General features: G+C 61.4%; 16 protein-coding genes. 5 read left to right on the top strand and 11 right to left on the bottom strand.

The window, feature by feature from the left end; all coding sequences use genetic code 11:
- Positions 1–300: 300 nt before the first annotated feature.
- From ACF8YQ_RS00380 to ACF8YQ_RS00345, 8 genes are all read right to left on the bottom strand, one after another.
- Positions 301–2,289 carry an acetoacetate--CoA ligase gene (locus ACF8YQ_RS00380; protein ID WP_396622261.1) on the bottom strand — a complete coding sequence of 663 codons (1,989 nt, stop codon included), beginning with the start codon at positions 2,287–2,289 and terminating at the stop codon, positions 301–303.
- Between the two features lie 16 nt (positions 2,290–2,305).
- A complete protein-coding gene (locus ACF8YQ_RS00375) occupies positions 2,306–3,085 on the bottom strand; it encodes a 3-hydroxybutyrate dehydrogenase (RefSeq protein ID WP_224850681.1) in 780 nt (259 codons plus the stop codon).
- A gap of 56 nt (positions 3,086–3,141) precedes the next feature.
- Positions 3,142–4,512, bottom strand: coding sequence for a TRAP transporter large permease subunit (locus ACF8YQ_RS00370; protein ID WP_396622260.1), 1,371 nt, complete (start codon positions 4,510–4,512; stop codon positions 3,142–3,144).
- Positions 4,513–4,529: 17 nt separating this feature from the next.
- A complete protein-coding gene (locus ACF8YQ_RS00365) occupies positions 4,530–5,147 on the bottom strand; it encodes a TRAP transporter small permease subunit (protein WP_014420064.1) in 618 nt (205 codons plus the stop codon).
- 78 nt (positions 5,148–5,225) lie between these two features.
- Positions 5,226–6,311 (bottom strand): TRAP transporter substrate-binding protein, encoded by a 1,086-nt coding sequence (locus ACF8YQ_RS00360; protein WP_014420063.1) that lies wholly within the window; start codon positions 6,309–6,311, stop codon positions 5,226–5,228.
- Between the two features lie 322 nt (positions 6,312–6,633).
- Entirely contained in the window at positions 6,634–8,079 is a 1,446-nt protein-coding gene (locus tag ACF8YQ_RS00355) for a sigma-54 interaction domain-containing protein (protein ID WP_396622259.1), read from the bottom strand.
- Positions 8,080–8,182: 103 nt separating this feature from the next.
- The gene (locus tag ACF8YQ_RS00350; RefSeq protein ID WP_396622258.1) at positions 8,183–10,285 is read right to left on the bottom strand and encodes a 3-hydroxybutyrate oligomer hydrolase family protein; all 2,103 of its coding nucleotides are present in this window, start codon (positions 10,283–10,285) and stop codon (positions 8,183–8,185) included.
- A gap of 253 nt (positions 10,286–10,538) precedes the next feature.
- Entirely contained in the window at positions 10,539–10,901 is a 363-nt protein-coding gene (locus tag ACF8YQ_RS00345; RefSeq protein ID WP_396622257.1) for a DUF6164 family protein, read from the bottom strand.
- 87 nt (positions 10,902–10,988) lie between these two features.
- Between ACF8YQ_RS00345 and ACF8YQ_RS00340 the strand changes: the two genes are divergently transcribed.
- The 4 genes from ACF8YQ_RS00340 to ACF8YQ_RS00325 are packed head-to-tail and all read left to right on the top strand — an operon-like array spanning position 10,989 to position 15,488.
- Positions 10,989–12,401, top strand: a complete 1,413-nt coding sequence (locus tag ACF8YQ_RS00340; RefSeq protein ID WP_396622256.1) for a DUF2868 domain-containing protein — start codon at positions 10,989–10,991, stop codon at positions 12,399–12,401.
- Complete coding sequence (locus ACF8YQ_RS00335) at positions 12,398–13,828, top strand: GTPase/DUF3482 domain-containing protein (RefSeq protein ID WP_113879430.1); 1,431 nt, start codon at positions 12,398–12,400, stop codon at positions 13,826–13,828. Before ACF8YQ_RS00340 ends, ACF8YQ_RS00335 begins: the two co-directional genes overlap by 4 nt.
- 50 nt (positions 13,829–13,878) lie before the next feature.
- Positions 13,879–14,274, top strand: a complete 396-nt coding sequence (locus ACF8YQ_RS00330) for an ectoine synthase (protein ID WP_224850686.1) — start codon at positions 13,879–13,881, stop codon at positions 14,272–14,274.
- An 11-nt stretch (positions 14,275–14,285) separates the two neighbouring features.
- Positions 14,286–15,488, top strand: coding sequence for a CynX/NimT family MFS transporter (locus ACF8YQ_RS00325; RefSeq protein ID WP_121208054.1), 1,203 nt, complete (start codon positions 14,286–14,288; stop codon positions 15,486–15,488).
- A 30-nt stretch (positions 15,489–15,518) separates the two neighbouring features.
- Here the strand turns inward: ACF8YQ_RS00325 and ACF8YQ_RS00320 are convergent, their stop codons facing one another.
- Together ACF8YQ_RS00320 and ACF8YQ_RS00315 are read right to left on the bottom strand one after the other, a co-directional pair.
- Entirely contained in the window at positions 15,519–16,694 is a 1,176-nt protein-coding gene (locus tag ACF8YQ_RS00320) for a type III PLP-dependent enzyme (RefSeq protein WP_023008100.1), read from the bottom strand.
- A 170-nt stretch (positions 16,695–16,864) separates the two neighbouring features.
- Entirely contained in the window at positions 16,865–17,683 is an 819-nt protein-coding gene (locus ACF8YQ_RS00315; RefSeq protein WP_396622255.1) for a RimK family alpha-L-glutamate ligase, read from the bottom strand.
- 153 nt (positions 17,684–17,836) lie between these two features.
- On the opposite strand from ACF8YQ_RS00315, the gene ACF8YQ_RS00310 reads away from it, so the two are divergent.
- Positions 17,837–18,202 carry a DUF6746 family protein gene (locus tag ACF8YQ_RS00310; protein WP_121208052.1) on the top strand — a complete coding sequence of 122 codons (366 nt, stop codon included), beginning with the start codon at positions 17,837–17,839 and terminating at the stop codon, positions 18,200–18,202.
- 63 nt (positions 18,203–18,265) lie between these two features.
- Here ACF8YQ_RS00310 and hrpB read toward each other — a convergent pair whose 3' ends face one another.
- Positions 18,266–20,740: an ATP-dependent helicase HrpB gene (hrpB, locus tag ACF8YQ_RS00305; protein ID WP_396622254.1), complete on the bottom strand. Its 2,475-nt coding sequence runs from the start codon at positions 20,738–20,740 to the stop codon at positions 18,266–18,268.
- Between the last annotated feature and the right edge of the window lie 5 nt (positions 20,741–20,745).

Here is a 20,745-nt window from a genome sequence, read left to right as displayed (position 1 = left end):
AATGCCTGATCATCCGTGACAGGACGATGAAATGGCGGGAATTTACGAAACTTTCTAACATTTATCAGGTAGGGGGTAAGCGTGGCAGGGGGAGAGCTTTCCAAAACACGCTGTGAATACCTCCCTGTACGCTCTGCTCCGCCATCCATGGCTCCGCAAGGTTTTGGAAAGCTCTCCCCCTGCCACGCCCAAACGATGTACGGGTAGTCCAATTTCATCGTCGCAGAGTTCGCAAATATGGGCTGTTTTGTCGACAAAACAGCCCATATCGGCACACTTCACATTCCCCTTTATCCAGAATCAGTCGGGCAAGAACCCTGCTTGCGCCAAACGTTCCCGAATCCGGTCCAGCGCTTCCGGGTTGCCCAGCGCATCCCGGTTGTCGGCTTTCCTGGAGCCGTTGATCAGCCGGGCCACCGCGAGTTCCACTTTTTTGCCACTACGGGTGTAGGGAATGTCCGGCACCTCGACAATGTGCTTGGGCACATGCCGGGGGCTGGCGCCTTCGCGGATTCGGGTTTTCAGGGTTTTGACCAGGTCGTCGGTGACGTTCTGGCCTTCGGCCGGAACCACGAACAGCACCACTTCCACGTCGCCTTCGATCTGGCGCCCGACAACCAGGCTGTCTTTAACCGCGTCCACGGTTTCCACCTGACGGTAGATTTCCGCGGTGCCAATGCGCACGCCGCCGGGGTTGAGGGTGGCGTCGGAGCGGCCGTAGATGATGGCGCCGCCGTGTTCGGTGAATTCGATGAAGTCGCCGTGGGCCCAGACGCCGGGGAAGGTGTTGAAGTAGGCATCTCGGTAGCGTTCACCATCCGGGTCCTGCCAGAAGCTGACGGGCATGGAGGGCAGCGGCTGGCGGCACACCAGTTCGCCCCGGCCCTCGCTCACCGGTTGTCCGTCGTCGCCGTAGGCGACCGCGTCCACGCCCAGGAAGCGGCACTGGATTTCGCCGCGGCGCACGGGCAACAGCGGGGTAGACCCCACAAAGCAGCCGCAGATGTCGGTGCCGCCGGCGATGGAACCGAGCAACGCGTTAGGCGCGCCGTCGGTGTAGATCCAGTCGTAGTCTTCCGGTAACAGCGGCGAGCCGGTGGAGAACACCACGCGCAGAGGGCTCTGGTCCAGGGTTTTCGCCGGTTGTAGTTCGGCTTTGCGGCAGCCGGCGATGAAGCGGGCGCTGGTGCCGTAGTGGGTGACTCGTTCCCTGGCCACGGTTTCCCACAGGAAATTCAGGCTCGGGTAACCCGGGGAGCCATCCACGGTGATCACGGCGGCGCCGGTCATCAGGGCGGAGGCCTGCCAGTTCCACATCATCCAGCCGCAGGTGGTGAAGTACAGGAAGCGGTCTTCCGGGCCCACGTCGCCGTGGAGCATGAGTTCCTTGGCGTGGTTGACCAGTAAACCGGCGGTGCCATGCACGATGCACTTGGGTTTGCCGGTGGTGCCGGAGGAATAGAGGATGTAGACGGGGTGGTCCGGGTCCACCGGGGTGAACGAGGGCGCGTGGCCTTCGCCGGCTTTCAGGGCATCATCCCAGGTAGTAACCAGTTCGCCGGGGATCGGTGCTTCATCGGGCAGTTGGGCAATGCTGATCACCACCTTCAGGGAGGGCAGGCCGGCGATCAGCTGTGCGAAGTCGTCCTGGCGCGCGAACACTTTGCCGCCATAACCGTAGCCGTTGACCACAATCAGAGCTGAGGGCTCGATCTGGCCGAAGCGGTCGTTGATGGCGCCGATGCCGAAGTCCGGTGATGCGGAGCTCCAGATCGCGCCCAGGCTGGTGGCCGCCAGCATACCCACCAGGGCTTCATAGCCATTGGTGACCACACCCGCCACCCGGTCGCCCTTGGTAATGCCCTTGCTGCGCAGGAAGGCTTCCAGAGCACCGGCGTCGGCTTTCAGTTCGGCGTAGGTCTTGCGCAGGACCGGGCGGGTTTCGCAGTAGGCCACCACCGCTTCTCTATCAGCATCGTCGCCGTCCGCCAGCCGCAGCAGGTTGGCGGCAAAATTCAGTTTCATGCCGGGGAACCATTCCGCACCGGGCATTTCCCGGTTGCCAAGCACCTGTTTGGCCGGTGTCTCGCAGACCAGGCCGCAGTAGTCCCAGACCTTCTGCCAGAAGGTGTCCAGTTCGGTGATCGACCACTGGTGCAGGGCGTGGTAATCATCAAAGGGGCCAAAGCCCTGTTGCTCCAGCCAGGCCTTGAACTGGCCCATGCGGGAACGGGTGAGGGTGTCCTGGTCCGGGGTCCAGACAACCGGTGATTGTTCTGTGTTGCTCATCCGTCTCTCCAGATAATTACTGCATATGCCAGCCGTGGCTGACCACGATCGACTGGCCGGTCAGGGCAGCGGACGGGAAGGCCGCCAGATGCACCGCCAGTTCCGATACGTCTTCCAGGGTGGTGAACTTCCCGTCCACGGTGTTCTTGAGCATGACCTTGCTGATTACTTCTTCTTCGGAAATGCCCAGCTCTTTGGCCTGCTCCGGTATCTGCTTGTCCACCAGCGGTGTGCGTACAAAGCCGGGGCAGATAATGTTGCTGCGTACCCCGTGCTCCGCACCTTCTTTTGCTACTGCCCTGCACAGGCCCAGCATGCCGTGCTTGGCGGCGACATAGGGCGCTTTCAGGGGCGAAGCTTCCACTGAGTGTACCGAGCCCATATAGAGCATAGTACCCCCACCTTGGGCGTACATCTGGCGCAGGGCCGCCCGGGTCACCAGGAAGGCGCCGTCCAGGTGCACGTTCATCACCTTGCTCCAGTCGGCATAGGCCAGCTTGTGCACCGGGTCGATATGCTGGATACCGGCATTGGCCAGGGCGACATCGAGCCTGCCCCAGTGTTCAACGATGGTAGCCACGCCCTGGTCAACCGCCTGTTCGTCGGTGACATCCATGGCCAGGGCCAGGGCCGTGCCGCCGGCCTGTTCAATGGCTGCCACGGTGTCGGCGGCGCTTTCGAGGGTCAGGTCTGCCACCGCCACCCGGGCCCCTTCGCGGGCGTAATGCTCAGCAATGGCGCGGCCAATGCCCCGGCCGGCGCCGGTAATCAGGGCAACTTGATTGTGAAGACGCATGGTCACAGTCTCCTTTCAGGATTGGAATTGTTATTGGAATCCGGAGAGAGGGCCGGTCAGCCCCCTCCGTATACCTCGTTGGGCAGCCAGGTGGCCAGCGGCTCGAACCAGAACACCAGGGCCAGCGCCAGCAACTGCAGGGCAATAAACGGCAGTACGCCCAGATAGATATGCCGTGTGGTGATGCCCGGCGGGCACACGCCCTTGATATAGAACAGTGAGAAACCCACCGGTGGCGTCAGGAACGAGGTCTGCAGACAGATGGCGAACATGATGGCAAACCACACCGGCTCCACGCCCATCTTGAACAGCACCGGCGCGACCAGCGGCAGGATGATCAGGGTGATTTCCACCCAGTCCAGAAAGAAACCGAGCAGGAAGGTGATGAACAGCACCGTCAGCAGGACCCCGGTGGTACCGAAAGGCAGCCCGGTAATGGCGCTTTCAATCACCTCGTCACCACCCAGGCCACGCAGCACCGAGGCAAACACCGTGGCACCGATAAAGATGCCGAAGATGAAGGCCGAGGTGCGGCTGGTCTGGTACAGGGATTCTTTCAGGGTGGCCATGTCCAGCCGCTTGCTGACAAAGGCCATCAACATGGCGCCACCGGCACCCACCGCCGAGGCTTCTGTGGTAGTGGCAATGCCGAAGAAAATCGAACCCAGTACCGCAATGATCAGGGCCATCGGTGGCAGCACCGCTCTCAGCACATCCAGCCAGGCCCGGGCGTCCAGCGGCTCCCGGTTCTTCGGCGCAGGCGCCAGGTCTTTTTTCAGGAACGACGCTATCAGAATGTACAGGATGTACATGGCCCCGAGCATGATGCCCGGAATCAGCGCCCCCATGAACAGTTTGCCAACCGAGGCATCTGAGGTACCCAGGCGATCCGCCATCAGCACCAGCATGATACTGGGTGGCACCAGGATACCCAGGGTACCCACGGAACAGGCCGTGCCCACGGCCAGGGATTTGTTGTAGTTGGCCTGCATCATCGGCCCCAGGGACAACATGCCCAGCAAGACCACGGAGGCCCCGACAATACCGGTGGAGGCGGCCAGCAGCACGCCGACAATCACCACGGTGATGGCATAACCGCCACGCAGCGGGCCAAGCACCCGCACCAGGCTGTGCATCAGTTTCTCGGCAATGCCGGAGCGGTCCAGCATGATGCCCATGAAAATGAACATCGGCAGCGCCACCATCAATTCATTGGCGACAATGCCGTAGATTCTGGCATCCAGCACCCCCATGGTGCCTTGCCAGGTAAACCAGAGCGGGGAGTCGAAATACTCCACCATCACGTGTCCGACAATGGCGAACACAAGTCCAATACCCGCCAGTGACCAGGCTACCGGGAACCCCAGCAGCAGGAGCACCATGAAGCTGGCGAACATGGCGATAACAAGAATCGCTTCTACACCCATGACGTCTGCCTCGTGATTCAGGGATTGGGATGGCCGGTAGACCGGCGATCGTCTTCAGGGGGCGTTACGGCCCGGGGGAACCCGAACAGGAACGTGGCGCAACGCAGGAACCGGGAGAACAGCGCGATCATCACGAAGATCAGTCCCAGCGGCAGCATGCTTTTGAAAATGAACCGGTACGGCAGACCACTCGGGGCCTGGGAACGCTCGCTGTAGGTCCAGGCTTTCCAGGCGTAGGGCACCAGCACTTCCACCATCAGGTAGATCACCGGCAGCGCAAGCAGGGCAATACCCAGCAATTCAATGACGGCCTGGGCCCTGGGCGGGAACTTTTCTTTCAGCACGTCGACCCGCACGTGGTCGTCCCGCACCACGGCGTAGCCCAGGGTCAGCATGGTGGCAGTGCCGAACAGGTGCCAGGACAGCTCTTCCAGTGCAATGGAACCCTGGGACAGCACGTATCGTGAAAACACGTTGATAAGCACCACCACCAGTACACCGATCCACAGCCAGGAAGCAAAACGGCCGACCGCCACCACCAGGCGATCCAGGCGCCAGGCCAGGGCGTTGGTGGGCAGAAAATCCTCGCCCGGTGCCGGGGACTGCTCACCCCCGGAGACATTGGTATCAGTCACAACAACCTCGAATAGTCCGGATGCAGAGAGGGAATGCAGGCGGCATCAACGCCGCCTGCCATGATCATCATCCGCTGATCAGTCGTACTGGTAGAAATCCCGGGGCAGGTAGCCCTTGGAGTGCCAGATGGAGTGATGTTCCATGAACTCACGCTGGCTGGTGAGAACGCGCTTGAACATTTCGTCCTTGGCGGCGATTTCATCCAGCACCTCGTTGGTGACCTTCTGCAGTTCCCGCAGGACAGGCTCCGGCAGGGTCTGGGCGGTTACGCCTTCTTTCTCATAGTCACGCAGGGCGGTTGGCTGGGCCCACTCGCTCTCGGCAAACCCCTTGAGAGTGGCCGACTCACAGCCCATTTCGATGAGGGCACGGGTTTGTGGCTCCAGCTTGTCCCAGGTGTCCTTGTTGACCAGCAGGTGCGAGGTGGTCAGGGTCTGGTGCCAGCCAGGCATGATGTAGTTCTTGATGATCTGATCCAGGCCCAGCATCTTGTCGATGGCCGGCTGGGAGAACTCGGTGGCATCAATGGTCTTGCGCTCCAGGGCCTGGTAGATCTCGCCACCCGGCACCATGGTTACCGATGCGCCCAGCTTCTCCAGAACCTTGCCGCCAATGCCGGCAAAGCGGATCTTCAGGCCGTCAAAGTCGTCCATGCCCTCGATGGGCTGCGCGAACCAGCCAGCGCCTTCCGGGCCGATGATGGAACACAGCATCGGGTGGATGTTGCGCTCCGCGTAGATTTCTTCCAGCAGCTCGCGGCCATCGCCCTCGTAGTACCAGGCCAGATACGCCGGTGGCTCCATGTTGAAGGGTGCGCCGGAATACAGCGGCAACGAAGCAATGGTGCCCTGGTCATAGCCGACCCAGGTGTAACCGGCGGGGTATTTGCCACTGCCAACGGCGTCCATGATTTCGAACGGCGGCACCAGTTCGCCCGGCTCGTAATAACGCAGCTGGATATCGCCACCAGAGATATTCTTGAGATTCTCGGTAAGGTGCTTGACCGGTGTGGTCAGACCCACCAGATGGGATGGAAACGCCAGAGGAACCTGCCAGCGAACCTTCTCTGCGGCCACGGCGTCCGCACTGGCCAGACCACCGGTGATAACCGCGGCGGCGGTAATGCCATAGGTCAGTTTTGAAAGCTTATGCTTGATCGACATGAAATGGATCCTTTTTGTTGTTGTCGTACAGCCACCGGTTCTTGCCGGCGGGCTACGTCTGAAACTGATCAGACAACGCAGGAAACCATAGCTGACTTTGGGTCGGGTCCAACGAGTTTGCGCCAGCTTTGTTTTCTTACGTTGTTCTGACGTCCTGCAAACAGGCTATAGCAGACACCGTGCCACAGCCGATAATGCCTTTTATTTCATACGGATAGATATTTGCGGCAGTTCTGGAGCCAAGGCAGATGTCCGGCAATCCGGACACTCATCGACAATAGTCTTAGGTGATTGTACGGATAACGGGACAGCCGTCCGGAAATCAGGACAATCTGGCCAACTTCTCGTAGAGCACGGAACGGGAAATTCCCAGCAGCCGGGCAGCCTTGGTCCGGTTGCCACGGCAGCTCACCAGGGCCTCTTCAATGGCCTGGGCTTCAGCCTCCGCAACTATCCTGGCCAGCGGTCGTACAGAGCGGGCGGGAACCGGAGAGACCAGACGCTGGCCAGCACGGGGCAGCACTTTAAAGATGGCGTCCGCATCCAGTAAATCGCCATCTTCACTCATGGTCAGGGCCCGCTCCAGCACGTTGCGCAATTCCCGGATGTTGCCCGGCCAGTCGTAACTGCCCAGCGCCGCGACGCCGGCATCGGTAATCTCGCCACGCATGCCCTGGCACTCGCAGATTTCACCCAGCAGGGCTTCGCACAGCACACCCAGATCGGCCAATCGGTCCCGCAGGGGTGGGATATTGATCTCCAGCACATTCAGCCGGTAGTAAAGATCCGAGCGGAAGCTGCCTTCGGCAATCATGGCCTCCAGGTTGCGACTGGTGGCCGCAATCACTCTCACATCCACAGTCGTCACCTTGTTCGAACCCAGGGCCTCGATCTCGCCCTCCTGCAATGCCCGCAACAACTTGGCCTGCAGGGGCAGCGGCATATCCCCCACCTCATCCAGAAACAGCGTGCCGCCGTTGGCAAGCTGGAACTTGCCCTCCCGGGTACGCCGGTCGGCACCGGTGTAGGCACCCGGGGCGACACCGAAGAACTCCGCCTCCAGCAGGTTTTCCGGCACCGCCGCCACGTTCACACCAACAAACGGCTTGTCCGCCCGGGGCGACACCGCATGGATAGCCTGGGCCAGCACCTCTTTGCCAGTGCCGGTCTCCCCCAGCAGCAGCACGGGCATATCCCGACCTGCCGCCAGTCGCGCCCGGCGTTTCACTTCGAGGGCCGCCGGACTGCCACCGACAAAATCACCCAGACTGTAGCGGGTGCCCCGACTTTTCTTCGCCAGTGCCTTGCGGGCCGCCGCCAGATCCCGGTGCAGGCGCCGGTATTTGGACACCAGCGGCGTCAGCGGTTGCAGATCGTCGTAAAGCACGAAAGCCACGGCACCGACAATACCGCCCTGGTCGTCGTAATACGGCAGCCGCGTCACCACCAGTTGCTGCTTATTGTGTTCCATGATGTCCAGCAGCAGGGGCTTCCCGGTTTCCACCACCTCGGGCATGCGGGTCTGCGGAATCACCTTTCGTACCGGTTTGCCAATGGCGTGGGAGGGGTCCACCAGACCCAGCAGCTGAGAATAACTGCTGTTGATCCAGGTGATATTGGCATCCCGGTCAACCGCAATGGCACCGGCGCTGGCTTCCTCAAACATCGGGAACAGGGCTTCGATCAGATCACGGGTCAGGCCGCTCTTGTTCTTGTTGGTAAACAACTCGCTCATAGTCCGCGTGCTCACGGGTGGGGATGGTTTCATGGGCAATCCTTGGGCGTCCGGATTTCCGGACGCCGTCACGGGAGTATAGGAAGCCCCCGGTGCGGGGGCAAACCTCCAAAGGTGGCATTTCAACCGTCGGTAATCAGTCCGGGATCTGCAACTGATTGTCGCTGAAAACAATCCTGTCCGCTTCCGCCGGCTCGGATTGAATGGGCGGCAGGTTCGCCAGGGTCAGGGGCGTGGTCAGGCTGCTCCGGGGCACCGTGCGCACCACCTGACTGGGCGGCAGCGGCTGCTTGTCGGTGAGATGGGACCACACCAGATCCAGCGCCTGGAAGTAGTAGTGATGCAACGGCACATAGCGGTCACCGATGCCCGGAAAGCCGTTGAGCACGTCCAGGTGATGGGCGTTGAGAATTTCGTAATAGCGCAGGTTGCTGTGGTGGCCTTCCACTGCCTGGTTCAGGCCGACATAGGGTCGGGAGGTGTGGTTAATGGGCAGGATGGCATCGGCCCGTCCGGTGACAAACACCGTCGGCTTGCGCTGCAGGTCTCCGCTGGCCCGCACCGCTGAAATGCCACGGCTGATCGCTTCGTGCAGCTCGGCCTGAGCGCCCTCGAGGGGCTCGCCGGTGACCACATCCCTGCCTTCGGCAAGACTTCTCAGGCACAACAGGGCGTCCAGACCGTAATCCACTTGGCTGGAACTGGGCGAAGCACTAACGGCGAGGTTCGTGGGCTGGCCCTCGGCGTTGTCGTAGACCAGATTGACACCGGCAGAGGGCGGGATGCCGTTACTCGCCGCAAACAGCGACGCCTCGGCAGCAGGCGCCAGTGGCACCACCGCGCCGGCACTGCCGGTCGCCGCCAGGCTCAGGCCACACACCCGGTCTTCAACACCCGCGCGACCATAGGCATTGGCGTAGGTCATGGCAATGCTCTGGCCGACCGCCAGGCCAAAATGCACCGGCGCCAGCAGGTTCTGCTCCGGCTGCACCCCGAAGTCCTCGTTCAGGATCCGTTGTGCATCAAGGGCCCAGTCATCCTGAGTAGCGCCCGACACCAGCCCCTTATTGAACAGGGAGTGGCAGATGTTCTGGCCAGTCACCGGCGGGTTGAACACGCCGTTCAGGGGGGCGAGATCGCGGATGCCGGGGGCCTGGTTGGCACAACCCTGGTACACCGCCAGCGCGGTGGTGTAATCCAGCAGGCTGCGGCTGTGTTCCGTCAGTGCAGGGCCATTGCCCTGACGAATGCTGAAACTCCGGTCCACAAGGGGATTCACATTGGGCTCAGACACCGCCACACCATCAATCAGGCCTTTCTCGTCCTGTTCCGCCGCCCGCACCGAGGCTCCGCCGCCGTTGGAAACACTGGAGGCAATCACCAGGGTGTTCCTCGGGTTGATGGTCCGGAGAATTTCACCATTACCCAGTTCCCGGCCATGGAGTGTGTTCAGCACATAGAAGCCGAACTCAATGGATTGCAACACATGCCGGCCCCAGTCTGCCTCCGGGTTCTGTTTGGAATGGGCGTGTTTCCAGGCGAAGCGATCCGGCCACTGGCTATTGAAATCATCCCGGCTCTGAGCGTCCAGATCCGCCCGGAACAAGGCTTCTTCAGGTTCCGTGGTAAGTGTTCCGTTCACGGACTGGGCGGTGTTTGTGGCGAGGTTATGGGCACCGGTACCAGTGCCTTTATCGGTATAAACCACCGCGCAGCCCTTTTTCAGGCCCCACTCCCCGGCGGTGCCAATGGCGCCGTAGATCCCGCGGGAACCCGAGGAGGGCGCGGTTACCATGCACGGAAAATCCGGATCAAAGCTGTCGGGCACCTGGGCCATTACCGTCACCGGCACAGTGGCGCCCGGCACCTGCATCAGCGCGATGAATTCCTGGCCCGGAATCCGGCCACCGGCATTACCCACGGCCGGGCCAAACAGGCTGCCATAGCCTCCGCCGGGTGCAGTATCCACCAGTGCCCGGTAATTGTTGTAGATGGCCAGCCGGCGCAACTCCGCGGGTGTCGGATTCAGGGCATCGACAAACGCCGGTGGTGTGGCACTGGCCAGCCCCTCCGGCCCCAGGCCAGCGGTAAGAAGATCATCGGTATTGCCATCGTAATCGAACTGCTGGACATCACTCACCAGGAAATCAGGCAAGGAGTTGAACACCTCGTCCTTCTTGCAGGCAGTAAGCGTTACCGTGGCAGCACCTATCAGGGTGCAGAGCATCATTCGTTTCATGGTCGGTCCTTGTTTGTTGTTGTTGAATCGGCCCCATGGGCGCCACGGCCCATGCGGATCCTGTGCCAACCGGACAAGACCATGAATATATTTAGAAAAATGAAAAATTACTGGCACTTGAGAGGGGGCTATTCCGGAATTCCGGACAGCGGTTGCGCGTGCAATGGCATGGCACGCGCGCAGCATCGCCGCTCGCCGCAAACTGTCCGGCAGACCGAACACTGTCTGAAAAACCAGACACCGGGCAGCGAAACTAGCCTATTCGGACAAAGGGCAACAAGCTGATTGCCGCAATTGCAGCGATGGCCAGGCAGGCCGCCAGAGTCCGCAGCGGATAACGTCGAAACATGGAGCCGATGCCGCCGATTTCGCCGCGGGCCAGGCCCTGTTCATAAGCCTGGCGCTGGCTCTGAAAACGCTGGCGCTGGTACTCGTCAAGCAACGCCTTGGCCCGGGCCGCTTCGTCCGCATCGTGAACCCAGAAGCCGCCCATGCTGATGCCCCATCGGCTGGGCGGGGTCTCGTAGTAGCGAACCCCATGTTCCTCAAACAACGCCCGGATCTCGTCGGCTTCGTCGTCGGGTACATGGCGCAGATTCATCAGGTGATGGGGCATGGCGCGTCCATTGACTGGTATCAGGATCGTAATTGCCTATATGCTAACAGCAAAGCACCCACGACCGAACTTGCATCAGGACACTGCATGAGCCCGAACCCCCTTCGTCTGCTGCTGGATTTTGACGACCGCGTCCAGCGGGACAGGGATCAGCCCCCCGCCTTCCTCCACCGCCGGGACCGGCGCTTTGCTCTGGACTGCGAGCAGCAGGGAATAACGCCCAGTCCTTCGCGCTGGCTGGCACACATGGATCGACTGTCCGGCCCCGGCGGCACCGTGACGGCTGGCCGTCGTGAACTGAAACTCTGGCGCCGGGCAACCAGCGGCTTCACCGGTGCCGGTTGCCTGATGGGCATCGTGACCATGCTGGGCCTGCTGTTCTATGACGGCGGCCAGCGCATCAACATCACCGTGATTCTGACCTTTGTGCTGTTCCAGTTGCTGCTGGCACTGGCCACCACGGTACAGGCCATAGTCGGCTGGCAACCCTGGCGCTGGTTGCTGAAACGTCTGCACCTGGAACACGCCAGCCCGACCCGGGCCCGGCTCCAGCCACTACTGATGGCGCGGGCGGCCCACGCCGGCGGCGTTGCTTTTGGTCTTGCCGGCCTGGCCACGCTGCTGATCATGGTGGTGGTCCAGGACCTGGCCTTTGGCTGGAGCACCACTCTGGATACCGCCGCTTCCGGCTACCACCATCTGGTCAGCGCCCTGGCGGCGCCCTGGTCCTGGTTGTGGCCTTCCGCCGTGCCATCCCTGGAGCTGGTGGAAGTAACCCGGTTCTTTCGCGCCGCTCCTGTCACAACCGGAGTCGAGCCTTCACGCTGGGGCCAGTGGTGGCCCTTCGTGGTTATGTTATGGCTGACCTGGACGGTGATACCGCGTGTGCTGTTGCTGGTTCTCAGCCAAAGCCTGCTACGCCGTCGTGCCACTCGGCTGCTGGCCGGCCATCCCGGCATGAAGGCTCTGTTATACCGGATGGAAACCGCCACCCTGGATACCGGTAGCAGCCACAACGATGCCGCCGACCTGCCAGACACCCGCACCCGGGCCCAGCCAGACCAACTGCCGGACACCCCGCTGATGATCTGCTGGGCCGGTGCTGGCGAACCGGAGTTGCCCCAACGCCTGCAGGCACCGGATTGCCGAATTTTCCGGGCCGGAGGCCGGGCCAGTCTGGCCCAGGATGAAGACGTACTGGCACAAGTAAGCGTCCATCTGGCCGGCCAGGAACATCCGGCAGTCATTGTCGTCACCCGCAGTTGGGAGCCGCCCACCGGCGAGCTGCACGATTTTCTGGAGACCGCCCGGGAGCGCTGGCCCTCGAATAGCCGGGTAACCCTGCTTCCGCTGGCAAGCGATCCGAACCAGCCACCGCAGGCCCACCTGGTTCAGCCCTGGCTTCGGTTTACAGAACGCCTGGCTCCGGGCTTTGCCTCGGTGGCCTTGCCACCTGTCGACGAGCCCAACCCCTATCTGGCCGGGAGCGCACAACCATGACCAATGCTCCGGTATTCGCCGTGGTCGGCCACCCGAACAAGGGCAAATCCAGTGTCGTCGCCACCCTGTCCCAGAACGACGCTATCGCCATTGCCCTGGAACCCGGTACCACCCGGGCCCGGCAGGATTATCCACTGAGCGTTGATGGCCAGAAACTCTATACCCTGGTGGACACCCCCGGTTTCCAGCGCCCACGGCGGGTATTACAGTGGCTGGAAGCCCACAGCATTTCCGCCTCGGATCACCCGGAAACCGTGCGGGCTTTTGTGCTCCAGCACCGGGGCGATGACCGGTTTGTCGATGAATGTGAATTGCTGGCACCGATCGTGGAAGGCGCCGGGATCATCTACGTGGTGGATGGCTCGGTGCCCTACAGTGCCGAGCACGAGGCGGAAATGACCATCCTGCGCTGGACCGGGCGTCCGAGCCTGGCGCTGATCAACAGTATCGGTGAGGACGATTACAGCGACACCTGGCAGGCCGCACTGGGCCAGTTCTTCCAGGTTGTCCGCAAGTTCGACGCTGTTCGCGCCCCGTTTGAGCAACATCTAAGCCTGTTACGAGCGTTCGGCCAGCTGGAACCGGACTGGGAGGCGCCGCTGGAACGGGCCACCCGGTTCCTGTCCGAACAGCGCCGCCAGCGTCGGCGCCAGGCGGCAGGCCTGGTTGCCCGAGCCCTGGAAGACCTGATGTCATATCAGGAACGACGCACACTGACGCTCAACCAGATCGCCGAAACCAGCGATGCCAGCCTCGCCGAGACCCTGCGGGATCGCTGGTACCGGCACCAACGCCAACGGGAACAGGCCCTCAGAATCGACATCGAGCACCTGTACCAGCATCAGCGCATCCGGCGCCAGGAAGCGGAACTGCAGTGGCACAGCCAGCACGATCTGTTTTCCGAGGACACCCGCAAGCACTGGGCGGTCAGCAAGCGCTACCTGGCCACCGCGGGCTTTGGCGCCGGAGCGGTGAGCGGTGCCGGCATTGATGCCGTGACGTTTGGCTCGTCGCTGGGCACCGGTGCCCTGCTCGGAGGGTTGATTGGCGCTGCCGGCAGTTACTTCTACGGGGATCGCCTGGTTTTGCCGGCACTGAGCATCGGGCCCATGAAGGACGGCCTGAAAACCGCCAGCTTCGGGCCTGTACAGGACAGCCAGTTCGGCTATGTTGTGTTAGGGCGGGCGGTGGATCACTGGTGGCATATCAGCCAGCGAAACCACGCCGGGCGGGATTTGCTGGAACTGGAACCGGCCGACCATCACTGGCTGGAACAGCTCGACAAAGCCAGCCGGCGGGAAATCCAGAAAGCCTTCGAACGGTGCCGGAAACAGCGAGCTCTGACCCATCAGCAGAGGGAACAATTTGCCGCCGCCATCGAGCAGGCCATGGCGGCATACGACGACTGGCGGTTGAATCGAGCCTGAGCCGCATGTTTATACTGTATGGCTATTCCATCACAAAATGAGGAATGCGAATGAAAATCGTACGAGTGCAAGACATTATCGGTACCGAGCGTGAAGTCAGCGACAAGCAGTGGACCAGCCGCCGCCTGTTGCTGAAGAAGGATGGCATGGGCTTCTCCTTCCACGAAACCATTATCAAGGCCGGCTCCGAGCACACCTTCTGGTACAAGCACCACCTGGAAGCGGTTTACTGCGTGGCGGGTAACGGCCGCATCAAGGATCTCGCCACCGGCGAAGTGCACGAAATCACCGATGGCACTCTGTACGCCCTCGACAAGCACGACCGTCACACCCTGTACGGCGGCACTGAAGACATGCGCCTGATCTGCGCCTTCAACCCGCCGGTAACCGGCCAGGAAGTGCACGACGAAGACGGTGCTTACCTGCCGGATACCAGCGAAGACTGATTCGCTCCGCCGTGGCATTTCAAACCGCCGCGACCACACCGCCACCGCCAGCCCGATTGCTGCCGGTGGCGGTGTTGCTTTGGCTGGCCGGTGTTTACCTGCGCATACCCGTGCTGGTGGCCCCGCCGTTGGCACCCTTCATTGGCGATGAGCTGGCCCTGACCCAGGCATTGACCGGCGCCCTGACCACACTGCCCATCCTGATGCTGGCCATTGGCGCCATGCCCGGTTCGCTGGCCATTTCCCGCATCGGCCCAAGGAACACCCTGGCACTGGCCATGGTAATCATGGTCATCGGCTCGGCCGGCCGTGGTCTGGTACCGGACACCTTCACCCTGATGATAGCCAGCGCCGTCATGGGCCTGGGTGTGGCGATGATGCAACCAGCGCTGCCAGCCTTGCTGCCGCGTTGGCTGGAACCCCATCACATTGCTCTGGGCTCAGCCATCTACATGAACGGCATGCTCATGGGTGAGTTCATCGGCGCCGGCATTACCCTGCCGGTTCTTATGCCGTTGCTGGACAACAGCTGGCGCGCCACCATGCTGGCCTGGTCGCTGCCGGCCCTGCTGGTAGTCGCCGCCCTGTTTCTGCCCAAACGGGACCTGGCCCGGCCCGCACGCAAAGCCGCCTGGCTGCCCGACTGGAAAAACCCACTCACCTTGCGCCTGGGCCTGCTGCTGGGGCTTTCCGGCTCCATGTTCTTCGGCCTCAACGCCTACATGGGTAACCTGCTGGAACAACAGGGGCGTATCGGCCTGCTGTCCGAGGCCCTGTTCTGGTACAACATCGCCCAGGTCTTTGCCTCGCTGGTGATGCTGAAAATGGCGCGGGCCTGGGTCGGCCGCCGTACCTTCATTGTCGTCATGGCGGTTCTCAGCATTGCCGGCACCGCCGGCACTCTGGTGCTCGAAGGCTGGTGGTTCATTGCCAGCGCCACGCTGATGAGCTTCGTGGCCGGCATTCTGCTGATCCTGCTGGTGGCTCTGCCGCCTTTGCTGGTGAACTCCGCCGAAACCGGACGGCTGTCTGCCGGCACCTTCCTGGTGGGCTATACCATGGCCTTCTCGGTACCCATGCTCGGCGGCCTGCTCGCCGACTGGACTGGCGACACCCGTCATGCCGTGATGGCCATGGTGGCCTACAGCCTGCTGGTATTACCCCTGGCGTTCACTCTGGACCTGAAACGAAAAAAGGATCAGCCCGCAAGCTGATCCTTTCTGAGATACCTCACTGACCTTCGGTCAGATATAGTAATCCTTCAACGGAGGAAAGCCGTTGAATTCAATGGCACTGTAGGTGGTGGTATAGGCCCCGGTCGACAGCCAGTACATCCGGTCTCCGATCGCCAGATTCAGCGGCAGCGGGTACTTGTGATGCTCGTACATGATATCGGCACTGTCACAGGTCGGTCCGGCGATCACACAATCCTCACCTTCACCGCTTTTCTCGGTCCAGATCGGAAACTTGATGGACTCATCCAGGGTCTCGATCAGGCCGGAAAACTTGCCGACATCGGTGAACACCCAGCGGTGCAGGGCAGTGCGGGATTTCCGTGAAATCAACACCACCTCACTCACCAACACACCGGCATTGGAAATCAGCGATCGCCCCGGCTCGATGATGATCTCGGGCAGGTCGTCACCAAAATCCTCGTGCAGGAAACGGGCAATCTCCTCCGCGTACACCCCCAGTTCATTGGTTCGGGTAATGTAGTTGGCCGGGAAACCACCGCCCATGTTGATCATCTTCAGCTCAATGCCGTCTTCTTCCTTAAGGCGCTCGAAAATCACCTTCACCTTGTTCAGGGCAGCGTCCCAGGCACCGATTTCGCGCTGCTGGGAACCTACGTGAAACGACACACCATAAGGTACCAGGCCCAGATCACGAGCCAGTATCAGCAGATCCATGGCCATATCGGTCTGGCAGCCAAACTTGCGGGACAAAGGCCAGTCGGCGGTCAGGGTGCCTTCAGTCAGAATACGCACATACACTTTTGAGCCCGGGGCAGCCTTGGCAATGTTGCGCAGGTCTGCCTCGGAATCCGTGGCATACAGGCGCACACCCTTTTCGTAAAAGGTGCGAATGTCTTTCGCCTTCTTGATGGTGTTGCCGTAACTGATGCGGTCGCCGGTCACACCCAGGGCCATCACCTTGTCCAGTTCATACACCGAAGCGATATCAAAATTCGCACCTTTGTCCCGCAGCATGGTCAGAATCTGCGGGGCCGGGTTGGCCTTCACCGCATAATAGACCTTGGCGTAAGGAAACCCTTCCACCAGCTCTTCGTACTGACGGTCAATAGTCTGGGTGTCGATCACCACAAACGGGGTTTCCTTGCCGTCGGCAAAGTCCTTGATCCGCTTGAAAGTCTCGGCACTGTAGTAGTCGGCGATATCGGCGTTAGGCGTCTGGATCATGGGTGGTGTGTCCCTCCACAGGGTAAACGGGCATAAAAAAAGGGTAGCACAGACTGGCTGTATTACCCGTGAATGGCGCGATCATCGGGCCTTTTTCCAATCACCGCAAATGCGCAGTTATACCCATAAATCCGGTGACCGAAACCGGACCTATCGCACAGTATTCTGTGTCACACCGCTACTGGCCACAGCGGCGTTGGCTCGGTGGGGCCATCCGGGTCCTGGGGCCGACTCTGGCGCTGCAGATAATCCAAGATGGCGTCTTTCAGATCACTGCCCTGACCCAGGCCCTGATTGCCGAACAGGCGGTTGAATTCCAGCACATAGGGATAGCCTTCCACCAGGGCGATATCAAAACCGGCATGGTCTACTTCCAGCTCCCGGGCCAGACGCAGGGCCAGATCGGTAGCCACCGCCGGCACATCACCAGGCACAATCTGGCCGCCTCTGGCGACGTTGTTGTAGAACCCCTGCTCCGCCTGGGTACGCCAGTAGGCGGTCACCACCCGATCACCCACCACAACCACCCGCACATCCCGGTCAATCGGAAGGTATTCCTGCACGTAGAGAACGTCTGTGCGATCACAATACTTCAGCCAGTCGGCCCGGGACTCGATCAACCACACACCTTCGCCCATGCTGGCCTTGGGGAGTTTGGCCACGAAAGGCAGGGCCATGGTGTCCCACAGCATGTCACGTTCCTGTGGACCATTGGCTTCAATCAAGGTCCAGGGTGTGTGTTCCGGCGCCACAGTCTGAAAGGCGCGGGTCATTTCCACTTTGTCGTGACCAATGCGATAACTGGCGATACTGGGGAACACCCGGCACTTCAAGCCATGCACCAGGGCGTTGATCTGCCAGTATTCCGGGAACAGCACCCAGTCCGCCTCCTGCAGCAGCTGCTTGTGGCGCAGGAAATGCTCGGGCTTCAGTACAGTGGTGTCAGGAAAGCCAAGGGTACGGAACACGTTGAATGAGACAAGGTGCATGGTGACAGCCGCACAGAGTGAAAATTGGCTGCATTTTATCCAGCTTTGGAACCCTGGCAAGGGTTATTTTATCCGTAAATTGACCGATCTCATGGCGATAGTTAATGATACTGACAATAATTCGCATTAGTTATCACTAATGAGGAACCGACCATGACAAAACACCTGATGCTGGCCGCTGCCAGCCTGCTGTTCACCCTTCCGGCCTTCGCCGATGATGAGTACGATCACTACAAAGGCGAACCCTCGAAAACCCTGGAACAGGCGGTGGCCAATTTCTCCGAGTACAACAACCGGCTTGAGCAGGTGTTGGCCGGTGATCTGACACCAGAGGCCATGAGCGAAGTCCACCAGCTTACCTACACCCTGGAAAACGCTCTGGGCAAACTGGACCATGAGCTGGAAGACATTGCCGAGCGGCTGGAGAAAGTACACAAAGCGTCCGAGCACGCAGCCCCGGATACCGTGAAAGAGCAAGGCGCGGTGTATCTGGAAAAGAGCCGGTCCATCATCCGGTAACGGCCACGGGCTGCTAAGCTCCGGTTATTAGTCGCTAATTTACCGGAGCCTGCCATTGGCGCGTTAGCCTGCGGAGCGTTTTTTCGTTCCCTGCTGAGCCTGGGCCGTGAGTGGATCCTCCGGCCAGGGGTGTTTCGGGTAGCGGCCCCGAAGTTCTTTTCGTACCTGTGGATAGGCGTTCTGCCAGAAGCTGGCGAGATCTGCCGTGACCGCCAGCGGGCGCTGGGCTGGGGACAGGAGGTGGGTTACCACGGGCACCCGGCCGGCCGCCACCGTCGGTGTTTCAGTCCAGCCAAACAGGGCCTGCAGCTTGGCAGCCAGCACCGGGCCATTGTCGGCAGTGTAATCCAGCGTCACCTTCTGGCCGGTGGGGATGGCCAGAGCTTTCGGAGCCAGTTCATCCAGTTGTTGTTGCTGTGGATAAGCGAGCAGGCTGTTCAGAGCGGATGTCAGATCTAGCCGGGCCAGATCCGACCACCGCTGCATGCCGGCCATAAACGGCGCTAACCAGCTTTCCACACCGGCCAGCAGGGCAGAATCAGTCACATCCGGCCAGTGACCGGGAAACTGTGTGGCCAGTAACAACACCCGGGCCTGCCACTGGCGGGCGGCCTCGTTCCAGGGCAGCCGATCCAGTCCTTTGCGACACACGGCATCCAGCAAACCCTGCTGGATCAGTTCCGAGGCCACCTGTTGCAACCGCTTTTCCGCCAGTATCAGGGCGCCAAACTTACGCACGTGACGCGCCACCACCATGCCCCGCTTGTCGTCCCAGAGGGCCTCTTCCCGTTCTTCTATGTGCGCAGCCAGGTCCTGCTCCAGATCCGCCAGATCCACTGGCGCCGCCAGATAAATCGTCGCCTCACGGGCCTTGCCGTCCAGGTCCGCAGCCACCAGCCAGTCCTCCCGGGCCAGCGGATCATGGTCCCTCAGGCTCGCTCCCTTGCCATTACTGAGCTGGTAGCGCGGCGCCTCGCCGGAACGGCGGCGGGCAATGCGGTCCGGATATGCCTGGGCTAAAACCCGGCCCACCTCGGTGGCACCGGGCACACTCCGAGACACCGGCTCCCGGCACAACCGTTTCGCCGCCTGCCGCACCGCCTGCAACCGGGTCGTATCCAGACCCATGGGTGGCCGTTCTCCCCGAACCATCCGGATCCGTTCGTGCAAATCCGCACCGGAGCCCGGCCCCAGCAAATCACGCTCTTCCAGCAGTGCCGCCAGTTCCGCCGCCAGCTGGCCAAACCCCAGAGCCTGCCCCCGGATAACCATATGGGCCAAACGGGGATGCAACCCCAGATCCCGGGCGGCCTTGCCGTGATCGGTAATAGCACCGTCAGTATCCAGCAAATCCAGCCACTGCAATACCTCCACTGCCTGCTGCCAGTGGGCTTTTGGCGGCGCATCAATCCACGCCAGCTGATCCGGTGAACGGGCCCCCCACTGGGCCAGCTCCAGCACCAGCGGCGCCAGATCCGCCTCCTGAATCTCCGGCGGCGTGAAGTCAGCCAGGCCGAACTGCTCCGACTCGCTCCATAACCGGTAGCACACCCCCGGTTCGACCCGTCCGGCCCGGCCTTTACGCTGTTCCGCCGAGGCTTTGGACACCCGGCCGGTGATCAGGCGGGTCATGCCACTGTTGGGATCAAACACGGCCCGACGCTGCTGGCCGGCATCAACCACCACCCGCACGCCTTCAATGGTCAGGCTGGTCTCAGCAATGGCGGTGGCCAGAACCACCTTGCGAGAACCGTCCGGGGCCGGCGCAATGGTCCGGTCCTGTTCGTCGGCCTTGAGGTTACCGTACAAGGGCGCCAGCACCACGTTATCCGGCAGTTGTCCCACCAACTGTTGCGCCACCCGTCGAATTTCACCGGCCCCGGGCAGGAACACCAGCACCGAGCCAGTCTGGTCTCCCAGGGCCTCCAGCACCACCACCGTTACGTGATCCACCATCCGGGCATTGCGGGACAGGGGCCGATACAGGACATCCACCGGAAACGCCCGGCCTTCACTGGAAATCACCGGCACATCTCCCAGCACCCTGGCAATGGGCGCGGTATCCAGGGTCGCGGACATCACCAACAGGCGCAGGTCTTCCCGCAGCGCCTGCTGGCTCTCACGCACCAGGGCCAGCCCCAGATCGGCCTGCAGGGAGCGTTCATGGAACTCGTCAAACAGAACGGCGGCATAGTCTTCCAGCATGGGGTCGTTCTGGATCAGGCGGGTGAGTATGCCCTCGGTCACGACTTCGACCCGGGTATTGCCGGAAACTCTGGTATCCAGTCGGGTGCGATAGCCCACCGTCTGCCCGGGCGCCTCGTCCAGTTGCCGGGCCATATACCGCGCTGCCGAACGGGCCGCCAGCCGGCGGGGTTCGAGCATCAGGATTTTGCGGCCATCGCGCCAGGGTTCATCCAGCAGCGCCAACGGCACCCGGGTGGTTTTGCCGGCGCCGGGCGGCGCCTGGAGCAAAGCGGTGGTGGTCTTTGCCAGTGTGCGGGTCAGTTCTGGGAGGATGGCATCAATCGGGAGCATGGTAC

Source organism: Marinobacter sp. W-8, assembly GCF_044342215.1.
Classification (GTDB): domain Bacteria; phylum Pseudomonadota; class Gammaproteobacteria; order Pseudomonadales; family Oleiphilaceae; genus Marinobacter; species Marinobacter nauticus.
Note: the sequence above shows the minus strand (reverse complement) of the source record. Positions and strands in the feature narration are given on the sequence as shown.